Genomic DNA, 12754 nt, shown 5'->3' with positions numbered 1-12754 from the left:
GTTGAGGACGCACAGGCAGGTGATTACTCACAGCAAAGCAATATGGCGCCCGTCCGGCTGCCGGCCAGTACCGCGTCATGTGCTGCGGCGCAGTCCGCCAGTTCAAAGACCGCTTCCACCGGGCAAACCAGCGCGCCCGCGTCCAGTGCGACGTGGAGGCGCTCGATCATGCGCTGGCGCCGGTCGTCGGGCAGCAGATAAATCAGGATGATGTCGATCGTGACCGCTTTGAACAGCAACGGCCCAAAAGGCACTGTCGGGGTCATATCGAGAGCCGAGCCAAAGGCGGCGATCGTACCATTTGGGGCAATGACCTCCGCATCGCACGCGATGTTCACGCCGAACTCCACTTCGGTAATGCGGTCGATATCTTTGCCGTCGTTGGCTGCGTGGATGCGGGCGGGCAAATCTTCGGCGCGGTAGTCGATAACGGCGTCCGCGCCCGCAGCGCTCGCCCGGTCAAAGTCGCGCGGGCTGCAGGTGGCAATCACCTTGGCACCGCCCCATTTTGCCAATTGAAGTGCCAGAAAGCCGACCGTGCCCCCTGCACCGGCAACAAGAAGCGTCTGCCCCGCGACGTCGCCGCCGCCAAAAACAGCCTCTGCCGCGGTCAGGCCCGGAATGCCCAGCACGGCACCTGTCTCGAGCGACACGCTGTCAGGCAGGGCGACCGCCTGTGCCGAGGGCAAAGTGATATGCGTGGCCGCCGTGCCGAATGCGCGTTGCCATTGACCGTTCCAGATCCATACGCGGGTGCCGATGCGGGCCGGATCAACGCCAGCCCCGACCGCTTCGATGATGCCCGACCCGTCGCTGTGCGGAATGACCTTGGGAAAGGCGGGTTTTGTGACGCCGGGGCGCGTGCCGGCGCGGGCCTTGATATCTGAAGGGTTCACACCGCTGAAGCTGAGCTTGACGCGCACCTCACCTTCGCCGGGCGAGGGACTTTCGATATCGGCTGGGCTGAGTACGTCCGAGGCGGGACCAAAGCGTTCATAGGTAATGGCGTGCACGGGGAATGTCCTGATCATTGCGCTTGGCGCAACTGTCCCTCAAAGCGGTGGCATGCGCAATGTGCAGCGTCAGTCGATGATCTCGGATGTGCCGACGCCCCAAAGACGGGCCTTGGGGGCCCAGCCCTTATAGCCGCCTGAGCGAAGCAGGCACCATTCGGTGTCGCAGGCGCTGATGCGAGCCACGACACCCAGTTCGAGTGCCGCGGTCACAGGGGCGTTTGCATCGGGGCGCGCATGCAGGGTGAGCATGTCTTTTTCCACCAGCGCGGTGCGTGTGCCCGACAACAGGGAATAATGGACCCAGCCCCCCATGCCGTCACGGTCTTCGACGCGGCGCCAATGGCCGTGTTCCGCGGTAATACGCAGGGGCATGTCACGCCGTTTGAAAACCCAGTCGATGCGATGCGTCAGCGACGGGCCGCGCCGGACGTTGCCTTCGGATGCCTTCATGGAGACAAACCGCGGTATCGGACGGTGCGTTACCTTTCCGACCCGCGCGTTGTCTGACAAGGCCACCGTTGGCGCGGCGAAGCCAACGGTGCAGGCCACAGCGATTGCTGCAGCCCAATGAGCAATGAACCCGCGCATTTTTTGCCTTGTCATGGTGTGCTGCCTGCACTGTCTTTGAATCTAACCGCTTTAAATCCGGCGCATGGTTCTTGTGACCTGTCGCCGATTGGGTCACCATGCCTGCAACATCTACGCTGCGCCAAGACATGAAAGGTCCCTATGTCAAAACAACGACTAAGTGTTGTAGTCACGCGACGGTTGCCGGAGGTCGTCGAGACGCGACTGTCGGAATTGTTCGATGTCCGCTTGCGCGACGACGACACCCCCATGACCCGGTCAGAGCTCTCCGACGCGATCAAGACCTGCGATGTGCTGGTGCCGACGCTGACGGATGTGATCGACAACGCGCTGATCGCGCAGGCGGGAGACCGGCTCAAGCTGATCGCGAATTACGGGGCCGGGGTTGACCACATCGATATGGCGACCGCGCGCCAGAACGGTGTGCTCGTCAGCAACACGCCGGGTGTTCTGACAGATGACACGGCCGACATGACGATGGCGCTCATCCTCGCGGTCACACGCCGGATGCCCGAGGGCATGGCGCAGATGCAGCGCGGCGAATGGACGGGCTGGGCGCCCAACGCCCTGTTGGGCGGGCGTATCTCGGGTCGCCGTCTGGGAATTCTGGGCATGGGCCGGATCGGACAGGCTGTGGCGCGCCGAGCGGCGGCCTTTGGCATGCAGATCCACTACCACAACCGCAAACGCCTGCGTCCCGAGATCGAGAGCGAGCTTCAGGCGACCTATTGGGAAAGTCTCGATCAGATGGTTGCGCGGATGGATGTGCTTTCCATCAATTGTCCGCACACGCCCTCTACGTTCCATTTGATGAACGCGCGCCGGCTCAAGCTGATGAAGCCGGATGCTGTTTTGGTGAATACTTCGCGCGGGGAGGTGGTGGACGAGAACGCGCTGACCCGCATGCTGCGGTCTGGCGATATCAAGGGGGCCGGGCTCGATGTGTACGAGCACGGGGTGGAGATCAATCCCCGGCTGCGCGAGCTGAGCAATGTCGTGCTGTTGCCTCACATGGGGTCTGCGACGTTGGAAGGTCGTGTCGAGATGGGCGAAAAGGTCATCATCAACATCAAGACATTCAATGACGGCCATCGCCCCCCCGATCAGGTCGTCCCCGCGATGTTGTAAAACAGGCGCAACGTCGGCGCAGGCGGCGCGTGCGGGATTGAGTTTAAAGGGCAAGATGAAGCCCCCTCTGGAGGAGAAATGCCATGCGAAATGCCGGAATGATCGTTGCACTGATGTTGGCGGGGGCCGCCCAGGCGCAGCAGGCCGCGGACGCCGTTGCTCCGGAAGCGGCGAGCCGGGGGGATTTTGAAAGCCTGTCACCTGCCGTGACTGCAGCGCTGGAGGCCAAGGAGGCCGGTGTTCCGGTCGAGGCCGATACCTGGATGGTTGCCGCGGCGAACCCGCATGCGGTGAAGGCGGGGGCGGATGTGCTGGCCGCCGGAGGGACAGCGGCGGATGCGCTGGTGGCGGTCCAGATTGTGCTTGGGCTTGTGGAGCCGCAGAGTTCGGGTCTTGGAGGCGGCGCTTTTCTGGTTTGGTACGACGCGGAAGCGGGCGAATTGACCACGCTCGATGGCCGCGAGACAGCCCCGCTTGCCGCGACGCCGCGCCTGTTTCAGGATGCTGACGGTGAGCCGCTGGGGTTTTTCGACGCCGTTGTCGGGGGCAGGTCCGTGGGCACGCCCGGCACGCCTGCCTTGTTGGCTGAGGCGCACCGGAAGTGGGGGTCGCAGGAGTGGGCCAGCCTTTTGCAGCCGGGGATCGATCTGGCGACACGGGGGTTTGTGGTCAGCCCGCGTTTGGCGCAGTTGGTTGCGGCGGATGCCGAGCGGCTGGGGCGCAGCGACATCACAGCGTCCTATTTCATGCCCGCCGGCCGCCCGATCAGCGCAGGTGAGACTTTGGTCAACCGGCCCTATGCCGAAACGTTGAAAACCTTGGCGCAGGACGGTGTCGGTGCGTTCTACGCAGGGCCGCTTGCCAAAACGATCGTGGCGACCGTGCGCGGTGTGGCGGACAATCCTGGGGTACTGTCCGAAGTGGATCTGGCAATCTACCGGGTCAAGGAGCGCGAGGCCGTCTGCGTGACTTACCGTGCGCATGATGTTTGCGGGATGGGTCCGCCGTCTTCGGGAGCTCTGGCTGTCGGGCAGACGTTGGGCATGCTCGAGCAGCACGACCTGAGTGCAGGGCCGGACGACATAAATGTGCGCAGATTGATCGGTGATGCCTCGCGGCTCGCTTTTGCGGATCGGGGCCGGTATGTGGCGGACAGTGACTATGTGCCGGTCCCCATCGCGGGCATGATCGATCCGGCCTATCTGCAACAGCGCGGCGCGCTTTTGACGGGTGACGACGCGCTTCCAGAAGTCAGCCCCGGCACGCCCGAATTTGATCACGCACTGTTTTGGGCCGATGACGACGCCATTGAATACCCTTCAACCTCGCATGTGTCGATTGTCGACAGCATGGGCAATGTGGCATCCATGACCACGACAATTGAAAACGGTTTCGGCAGCCGTTTGATGGTGGGGGGCTTTCTGCTCAACAATGAGCTTACGGATTTCTCCTTCCGCAGCCAGCGAGACGGGGTCCCCGTGGCAAACCGTGTGGAGCCGGGCAAACGACCGCGGTCGTCCATGTCGCCGACCATCGTCATGAAGGATGACAAGCCCGTTCTTGCCGTGGGCAGCCCCGGTGGCAGCCGTATCATCGGATACACGGCCCAGGCGATCATCGCGACCCTTGATTGGGGCATGAACGTGCAGGAAGCCGCCGCAATGCCCCATGCGGTCAACCGCTTCGGCACCTATGATGTCGAAGAGGGCACAGCCGCCGAAGGGTGGGCCGACGGCCTCGCCGCGATCGGCTATGAGACGAACGTGCGCGCGCTGACGTCCGGTTTGCACATGATCGCGATCGGTGACGGCCTACGTGGCGGGGCGGATCCGCGTCGCGAAGGCATCGCATTGGGAGACTGACACAATGGCGCAGGCGGACATGCTCGCACGCAATGACACCGGGATCGGCGCCGTGTGCGGTATCCTCAAGCAACGGTTCGGTGAACGGCTTCAAACCGGGGCGGCGTTGTGCGCGCAACACGGCCACACCACCACCTGGATCACCAATGAGCCGCCCGACGCCGTGGTTTTCGCCCATACCACGCAAGAGGTTGTAGAAATCGTAAAGACCTGCGCCGCACATCGGGTGCCGATCATTCCATTCGGGACCGGCACGTCGCTTGAGGGGCATGTGAATGCGCCCCAGGGCGGCATCAGCATCGATGTAAGCCAAATGGATCAGGTGATCGAGGTCAACGCAGGTGATCTGGACTGCCGTGTGCAGCCCGGGGTGACCCGCATGGCGCTAAATACACACCTGCGCGATCAGGGCCTGTTTTTCCCGATCGATCCCGGAGCAGATGCGAGCATTGGCGGGATGACAGCGACCCGTGCATCGGGAACCAACGCCGTGCGCTACGGCACCATGAAAGACAATGTGCTGTCCGTCGAGGCGGTCATGGCAAACGGCGAGGTCATCCGCACAGCCACGCGGGCGCGCAAATCATCCGCCGGATATGATCTGACGCGGCTTATGGTGGGCTCTGAAGGGACGCTGGGTGTGATCACTGAAATCACGCTGCGGCTACAAGGCATTCCCGAAGCGATTTCCGCAGCGAGCTGTTCGTTCCCCACGGTCGAGGCGGCGTGCGAGGCGGTGATGGCCGTGATCCAGTACGGGCTGCCGGTTGCGCGGATCGAATTGCTGGATGCGATGGTGGTCAAAGCGGTCAACGGTTATTCGAAGCTTGACCTGCCAGAAACTCCCCTGCTGCTGCTCGAATTCCACGGCTCCGAAGCAGGGGTCGCGGAGCAGGCAGAAACCTTTGGCATGTTGTCGGCAGAATTCGGCGGGACCGGTTATGCGGCAACGACCACGCTGGAGGACCGAAACAGGCTTTGGCAGGCGCGACACGACGCCTATTGGGCGATGCTGGCGTTGCGCCCGGGGTGCAAGGCGGTGGCGACCGATGTCTGTGTGCCGATCTCGCGTCTTGCCGAAGCAGTCGGTGCGGCCAACCGAAAGGCCGCCGAACTGGATCTGATCGCGCCGATCGTCGGCCATGCGGGAGACGGCAATTTCCATGCCTCGGTCCTGCTTGATCTGGACGACCGGGGTGAAGTGGCACGGGCGGAGCAATTCGTCAGCTGGTTGGCCGAAATGGCGATCGCGCTGGACGGAACCTGCACCGGAGAGCACGGGATCGGGCAGGGCAAGAAGCCCTATCTCCTAAAGGAACTCGGCGGCGCCGTCCCGGTGATGGCCGCAATCAAGCAGGCGCTCGATCCGGACGGCATCATGAACCCGGGCAAGATTATCTAGCCATGGGTCGCAGCCCGGTTGTTGAGGGTTCGGGCATGTCTTGCGGCTCGGGGACAGGACATGGATCATGCCATCCCCGCGCGGCAAGGTTGCGTTCGTGCGCATCCTGCCACGCGTCTGATTTTTCATCACTCTGATCCCCACGCCCTCCAAGGCGTCTGAGTTTATCCAGCATCGGCGTCATCCTTTTGTCCGAGCAAAACCGCGAAAGCTTAAGAATTTATGACGGCCAGCGGGATAGGCCATTTTGGCTGGGCTGCGGTCGCATTTTCGCCATGTCCGGTCGCGGTTCGGCGTCGGTTTTCGCAACGTCGGGCTAAAACAGGCTCAACTATCTGCCCAAGGGAGTCGCGGACATGAAAACCCAAGTGAAAGCATTGGTTGTGGGCGGGGGCGCCGTTGGTACCTCGATTGCGTATCATCTGGCGCGCGCGGGCTGGGACGACGTAATGTTGCTGGAACGCGACGAGCTGACCTCGGGCTCCACCTGGCACGCGGCGGGCCTGCTGCCGTATTTCAACATGTCCTACGCCACGACACACATCCACGACTATTCCATCCGGTTCTACAAAACGCTCGAAGAAGAAACAGGGCTGAACGCAGGGTTTGCCGTGGTGGGCAACTTGCGCATGGCCCAGACGGACGCGCGCATGGACGAATACATGCTCTATGCGTCGACCGCCGAGACGTGCGGCGTGCCCTATGAGTTCATGACGCCCGAGCAGATCAAGGCCAAATGGCCGCTGATCCGTACCGAAGATCTCAAGGGGGCGCTGTACCACCAGACCGACGGCTACATTAACCCTGCCGATGTGACGATGGCGATGGCCAAAGGCGCGCGGCAGCGTGGCGTGGCGATCGAACGCAAATGGCAGGCCGACGCATTTCACTGGACCGGCGACGCATGGGAAGTGACCTGCACGAAGATGGTAGAGAAGGGCGGCAACCTGATCCCGTCCGACGAACAGGTCGTCATCACCGCCGAACATGTCGTGACTGCCAGCGGCAACCACGCACAGCGCACCGCGAAGATGCTGGGCATCAAGATGCCCGCCATCCCGGTCGAGCACCAGTTCATCGTGATGGATCAGGACCCCGAACTGGTCGAATACCGAAAGGGCGAAGGCAACGTCGAACATCCTGTCATCCGCGATGCCGATGCGCAAAGCTATGTGCGCGAAGAACGCGGCGGATGGATTTTGGGCGTCTACGAAAAAGACGCGCCCGCACGGTTCGAATTCGGTGTGCCCGACAGCTTCCGTGCAGATCTGTTCCAGCTTGATCTGGACCGTATCGAAGACCAGTACATGGCGATGAACCACCGCATTCCCTCGGCCGAAAACTGCGGGCTGAAGGACGATTTCAACGGTCCCATCTGCTATACGCCCGACGGCAATCCGCTGGTCGGCCCGGCGCCGGGACTGCGCAACATGTGGCTGGCCGAAGGCTTTAGTTTCGGCATCACCGCGGCGGGGGGCACGGGCTATTACCTTGCGCAGATGATGGTCGACGGAGAGGCCGAAATCGACATGGCCAGCCTTGACCCCAAACGCTACGGCGACTGGATGACAACCGAGTTCGCGGCCCGCAAGAACGAAGAGGCGTATGAACACGTCTATATCCTGCACCATCCCGACGAAGAACGCCCCGCGTGCCGTCCCCTGCGGACCTCGCCCGCCTACGACCGGCAGGCCGCGCGCGGGGCGCAATTCGGTTGGGTCAACGGATGGGAGCGCCCCAACTACTTTGCGCCCGAAGGGTTCAGCGACCATGACAGCCGCAGTTTCCGGCGCGGCGGATGGTGGCAACACGCCGTGGACGAAGCGAAGGCCATTCGCGAAGGTGTCGGGCTGATCGACGCGACCGCCTTTACCAAACATCTGGTCAAAGGCCCCGGCGCGACCGCCTTTCTCGACTGGTTCACGTGCAATAAATTGCCATCGGTCGGCCGCATCAATCTGACCTACGCGTTGACCGGTGCGGGGACCACGCGCACGGAATACACCATCGTCCGTCTGGCCGAGCATGAGTACTATCTCGTCAGCGCGGGGGCCTGGACCGCCTATGACAGCGATTATCTGCGCAAGGCCATCGAGGACAAGGCGCCCGAGTTCGGCTATATCGAATGCCATGACGTGACCACGCAATGGGGCGTTTTTGCCATCGCAGGACCGAAATCGCGCGACGTGCTGAAAGAAATCGTCAAGGACGCGGACCCTGATACCGTGTTGAGCAACAAGCGCTTTCCGTGGCTGACCAAACGCGACATCGAACTGGGTATGTGCCCCGTACGCGCCATCCGGGTCGCCTATACCGGAGAGCTGGGCTGGGAGCTGCATCACCCGATCGAAATGCAGAACTACCTGTTTGACCAGTTGGAAAAGGCCGGAGAGCCCCACGGGATGAAGCTGGTCGGTGCGCGTGCGCAAAACTGGCTGCGTCAGGAAAAATCATACCGCGCCTTCGGCACAGAACTGGGCCGCGACGCCACCCCGCTTGAGGCCGATCTGCCGCGTTTCGTTGACCTTACCAAGGATTTTCACGGCAAGCAGGCGATGCAGGATCACGGCATCAAGGCAAAATGCGTGACCCTGCTGATCGACGGGCCAGACGATTCCGATCCGTGGGGGCGCGAGGTGCTTTATCACGGCGAAACGAGGGTCGGGCGGCTCACCTCCGGGGGCTATTCCGTCGCTTTTGGAAAGTCGATCGGCATGGGCTATGTCTCTCCTGACATCGCTGAGGTCGGCACCAAACTGAAGGTGAAGATGCACAATCAGCTGTGGGACGCGCAGATTGTCGAGGACAGCCCCTATGACCCGAAAAACGCCAAGATACGGGTGGACGGTTAAAGGCACCGTCACCATCGCCGCGGTATGCGTGGCGGTGGTTTTTGCGCTGGGCGTTGCTCTGTCGCCGCCGCGCAGCCCGTCGGTCGCTGCAATCGGGGACCGTGCGCATGAACTGCGCGACGCGCTGGGAGCGACCGATCAAAGCGACGCGGCCACCGTCACTTTTGTGCTGATTAATCGCTGGGATAGCCTGCAACATCTGCCCGATATCGCCGAGCTGTGCTGGGATGCGTGCCACAACCGTGAGGCCGGCCACATCGCGCTGACCCACATGCGGTTTGGCCAGACGCGCAAGGTCGTTGTTTTTCACCTGCCCAGTTTCGAGGGCGACATGGCCTGCATTGCGCAGCGCGCGCAGGCCGAACTGGCGGCGTTGCATGCGCGGGCGGTCCCCTGTCACGCATCCGCCCCGCGCACGGCGGTCTACGTTTTGCCGCTTGGCCTGGGCCGCCTGTCCTAGCGTTGCTGCCGGTCCGCCAGCCAGCGGGTCCAGCCCGCGGCACTGCCCGAAAATGCGTTCAGATCGACTTCGCCCGCGATCCCGCCGATGATGCCGGTCGCGGAGTACTGCCAGAACCGCCACGATTGTCCCGCAAAGGCCTCGGCCGGGGTTTTCGCGGTCGAGCGCAACCAGAACTCATAGCCTTTGAACTGGCGCAGGTTGTTCTCGCGGTAGAACCGCGGTGTCGTGTAGATGATCGGCCGCTGCCCGTAGTGCGCGGTCACGATATCGAGCCATCTGCGCATTTCATCCTGCACCACATTCGCGGGCGGACGACGGTGCGCACAGGTCGGTGAAAACGGGTTCCACTCCATGTCCAACACGGGCGGCAAATCACCGGCGCGGCGCGGCACGTTGCGAATGAACCAGCGGGCCTGCACCTCGGGTGTGGTGCAGAAATAGTAGAAATGATAAGCGCCCCGGGCCACGCCCGCCTGTGCGGCCCCGCGCCAGTGAGAAGCGAACATCGGGTCCAGCAGATCCCCGCCCTCGGTCGCTTTGATGAAGGCGAAATTCACACCATTGCGGCGGGCCTGATACCAGTCGATGCTTTGCTGGAAGCGGGCGGCATCAATGCCGTGAACGGCATATCTCGACGGTGCGGGGGCTGCAAAATCAACCGGATCATTGTCCGAAAAATTGCGCGGCGTCACCTCGCCCAGCGGCACCGATTGACCCCCGCCGCTGCCACAGGCGACCAGAAGGCCAAGTGCAAGAATGCTCAGAACACGGCGCAGCATCATCATTTTCCTTTCCGCCCGATAAAGGCGAGGTTGTTTGCAGGCATGGCGCGTGTCTCGACCCGCAGACCCTTGGCTGCGAGCGTTTCAAGCACCCATTCGTCGTCTTTGTATCCGATGTCCGGATCTGCGCGGCGCAGGTCCTGGTTAAATTGTGCATCGCCTTCGGAAATCAGCTCGCCCGAACGCCTGAACGGGCCATAGCAGATCACGACGCCACCGGATGAGAGCGCATCGCACATCCCGCCCAAAACACAGGTCGCCGCGTCCTGCGAAACAAGATGCAGCAGATTGACAACCATCACCAGATCGACCGGAGCGATCGCCGCGGCCCAGCCGGGGTCTGTCGCGTCAAGGTGCCGGGCTTGCGCAATATCAACGCCGGTCGCCTCGACCGCGCGCGCATTTATACTTGCGATGCGGTCAGGGGCCACATCACTTGGCTGCCATTGCAGGCGGGGTAGGGCCTGTGCGAGGGCGACGATATGCTGGCCGGTCCCGCTTGCGATTTCCAGCGCTGTGCCCGTTTGCGGAGCGACCGACGCGACAAGATCAACAATGACCTGCATGTTGCGCGCCGCCGATGGTGCGTGAAGTTTGCCACCCGTATCGGTCGCGACGACACTCGCCGTCGGGGGCAGGGCACCTGTCATGGGCGCAACCGGTCCGGTATCAACGCGGCGACCATCGCGGGTTCGATCTGTGGCGGGCGGCCCATGACCAGATCGGCCAACAGCTGCGACGCCCCCGGAGAGGTCTGGAAACCGTAGCCGCCTTGTCCCGCGCACCAGACAAATTCCGGCACATCGGGATCGCGGCCCAGAACAAGCGTGCGGTCGGGCGCAAAGCTGCGCAGCCCGGCCCATGTCGCCAGGGGGCGGGTGACTTCCGGCGTCACCATGTTCTGATACCGTGCCAGCCCTTCGGCCAGTACCATGTCATCGGCAAAGGCATCATGGGGGTGTGTTGCGTGTTCTTCCGCGGGCGACACGATCAACGCACCCGCGTCGGGCTTGGCGTACCAGCTTTCGCCGGTGCCGAAGAACATGGGCCAGCGTGAAAGATCATGCCCGCCCGGTGCTGCGATCCGGGCCATGGACCGGCGATGGGGCACGATGCCCAACGGTGTCACGCCCGCAATGCCCGCGATCAGATCGGCCCATGCCCCTGCGGCGTTGACTAGCGTGGGTGCGGTATATTCCTCGCCCGCCTTGACCACCCAGCCCTGTGCGGTCTGGCGAATGTCGGTCACAATCGCGTCGGTGATGATCTGGCCGCCATTGGCACGCACGCTGCGGATGAAGTCCTGCATCAGGCGGTCGGTGTCGATATCGAAGGCTTCAGCGTGATACCCGGCAAAATGGACCTGTCCGGGGTCGAGGATCGGCACCATTTCGCAGGCTTCGGTGGCTTTGATCCGGGTCACACCCATCGTCTTGACGTCGGCGGCGAATGCGGCGCCGTCGTGATCCTCGGCGACAATCAACAGCCCCCGTTGCGTCAAATACCCGTCATTGGCATCGCGCAGATAATCAATGCTCGCATGGTTGAGCGCCTGAACAGACACCGCTCCGTAATTTTCCTCGATCAACGCGGCAGAGCGGCCCGAGGCGTGATAGCCGGTCGCGCTTTCCATCTCGAGCACGGTCACACGCGCATCTTCCGACAGTCTGGCAGCGGCAGATAGCCCTGCGATGCCGCCACCGATGACGATGATATCGGTCATTGCTCTTCGGTCCTGTCGGTCGCGGGAGGCGGTGCGGGGCTGATCGCGCAGAGCCGCGCGTAAAGGTCCTGCGACATCGTGAAATCCAGCGCGTCCAGCGACGGGCGTAACTGCTCGACCGAGCGCGCAGAGATGATCGGCGCCGGCCGCGCTGCGTGCGCAGCCACCCACGCCACGGCCAGCGTGGCGGGATCGGTGCCTTCATCGTCCGCAATCGCACTCAGGCTGGCAGACGCATGATGCATCCGGTCCGCGGCATAGCGCGCGGCATATCTGTCGTCTTCGGTCAGTCTGCCGGTCAGGCCGCGCGCGTATTTGCCGGTCAGAAGACCGCCGCCAAGGGGCGAATAGGGCGCACACAGGATACCCATATCGGCGGTCATCGGCAGGATCTCGACTTCCGCCTGCCGTTTGACGAGGTTGTACATCGGTTGCATCAGCGCAATCTGTAGATCGAAACCTGCCGCGATCTGTGCTGCCTTTACGGTCTGCCATGCCGCGAAATTCGACACGCCGACAAAGCGGATATGGCCACGGTCGCGTAGCGTGGCAAGCGCGTCGAACGTCTGCTCCAGCGGTGTGTCCGGATCAAACCGGTGCAGGTACATCACGTCGATACAGTCAATGTCCATGCGTTTGCGCGATAGGTCGGCCGATTGCAGTATGTTGTCCCGCCCCGCGCCGCCGGTATAGGCCGCTTTGGTCGCGATGATCAGCCGGTCGCGATGGGGGCGGGCGAACTTGCCCAAATACGTTTCGGATGCGCCATCGGTATAGATGTGGGCCGTGTCGAAATGGGTAATACCGGCCTCAAGGCAGGCATCGAACATCGCGGCAGACGCGGCTTCATCGGCCGTACCGCCGAATTGCATGGTGCCAAAGGCAAAGCGGCTGGCCCGGGTGCCGTCGGGGCTGGTCAGGGGAAAACTCATATCTGA

Annotated in this window: 11 protein-coding genes; 5 read left to right on the top strand and 6 right to left on the bottom strand. The window is 62.7% G+C overall.

Translation table 11 applies throughout. The annotated features are described in order from the left end of the window. Positions 1 to 23 precede the first annotated feature (23 nt). Complete coding sequence (locus K3756_RS14080) at positions 24 to 1013, bottom strand: NADPH:quinone reductase (protein WP_259988441.1); 990 nt, start codon at positions 1011 to 1013, stop codon at positions 24 to 26. A gap of 69 nt (positions 1014 to 1082) precedes the next feature. Then, on the bottom strand, positions 1083 to 1619 hold the full coding sequence (locus tag K3756_RS14075) for an SH3 domain-containing protein (RefSeq protein WP_259988439.1): 537 nt from the start codon (positions 1617 to 1619) through the stop codon (positions 1083 to 1085). Positions 1620 to 1745: 126 nt separating this feature from the next. Here K3756_RS14075 and K3756_RS14070 point away from each other — a divergent pair, with 126 nt between their 5' ends. The 5 genes from K3756_RS14070 to K3756_RS14050 all read left to right on the top strand — a co-directional run bounded on the left by K3756_RS14070 (position 1746) and on the right by K3756_RS14050 (position 9308). Then, on the top strand, positions 1746 to 2732 hold the full coding sequence (locus K3756_RS14070; protein ID WP_259988437.1) for a D-glycerate dehydrogenase: 987 nt from the start codon (positions 1746 to 1748) through the stop codon (positions 2730 to 2732). 83 nt (positions 2733 to 2815) lie between these two features. After that, positions 2816 to 4594 carry a gamma-glutamyltransferase gene (ggt, locus tag K3756_RS14065; RefSeq protein ID WP_259988435.1) on the top strand — a complete coding sequence of 593 codons (1779 nt, stop codon included), beginning with the start codon at positions 2816 to 2818 and terminating at the stop codon, positions 4592 to 4594. A 4-nt stretch (positions 4595 to 4598) separates the two neighbouring features. Continuing rightward, the gene (locus tag K3756_RS14060; RefSeq protein WP_259988433.1) at positions 4599 to 5996 is read left to right on the top strand and encodes an FAD-binding oxidoreductase; all 1398 of its coding nucleotides are present in this window, start codon (positions 4599 to 4601) and stop codon (positions 5994 to 5996) included. 356 nt (positions 5997 to 6352) lie between these two features. Further along, positions 6353 to 8848 carry an FAD-dependent oxidoreductase gene (locus K3756_RS14055; RefSeq protein ID WP_259988431.1) on the top strand — a complete coding sequence of 832 codons (2496 nt, stop codon included), beginning with the start codon at positions 6353 to 6355 and terminating at the stop codon, positions 8846 to 8848. Next, positions 8811 to 9308: a hypothetical protein gene (locus tag K3756_RS14050; RefSeq protein ID WP_259988429.1), complete on the top strand. Its 498-nt coding sequence runs from the start codon at positions 8811 to 8813 to the stop codon at positions 9306 to 9308. Before K3756_RS14055 ends, K3756_RS14050 begins: the two co-directional genes overlap by 38 nt. Here K3756_RS14050 and K3756_RS14045 read toward each other — a convergent pair. Genes K3756_RS14045 through K3756_RS14030 form a run of 4 tightly spaced genes read right to left on the bottom strand, consistent with a single transcriptional unit; the run spans position 9305 to position 12748 of the window. Further along, the gene (locus tag K3756_RS14045; protein WP_409202401.1) at positions 9305 to 10090 is read right to left on the bottom strand and encodes a GH25 family lysozyme; all 786 of its coding nucleotides are present in this window, start codon (positions 10088 to 10090) and stop codon (positions 9305 to 9307) included. The genes K3756_RS14050 and K3756_RS14045 overlap by 4 nt on opposite strands. A gap of 2 nt (positions 10091 to 10092) precedes the next feature. After that, on the bottom strand, positions 10093 to 10743 hold the full coding sequence (locus tag K3756_RS14040; RefSeq protein ID WP_259988427.1) for a class I SAM-dependent methyltransferase: 651 nt from the start codon (positions 10741 to 10743) through the stop codon (positions 10093 to 10095). Then, positions 10740 to 11816 (bottom strand): FAD-binding oxidoreductase, encoded by a 1077-nt coding sequence (locus K3756_RS14035; protein ID WP_259988425.1) that lies wholly within the window; start codon positions 11814 to 11816, stop codon positions 10740 to 10742. Before K3756_RS14035 ends, K3756_RS14040 begins: the two co-directional genes overlap by 4 nt. Beyond that, complete coding sequence (locus K3756_RS14030) at positions 11813 to 12748, bottom strand: aldo/keto reductase (RefSeq protein WP_259988423.1); 936 nt, start codon at positions 12746 to 12748, stop codon at positions 11813 to 11815. The genes K3756_RS14035 and K3756_RS14030 overlap by 4 nt, the downstream gene beginning before the upstream one ends. Positions 12749 to 12754: the final 6 nt, after the last annotated feature.

Origin of the sequence: Sulfitobacter sp. S190 (assembly GCF_025141935.1) — a bacterium.
Taxonomy (GTDB): Bacteria; Pseudomonadota; Alphaproteobacteria; order Rhodobacterales; family Rhodobacteraceae; genus Sulfitobacter.
Note: the sequence above shows the minus strand (reverse complement) of the source record. Positions and strands in the feature narration are given on the sequence as shown.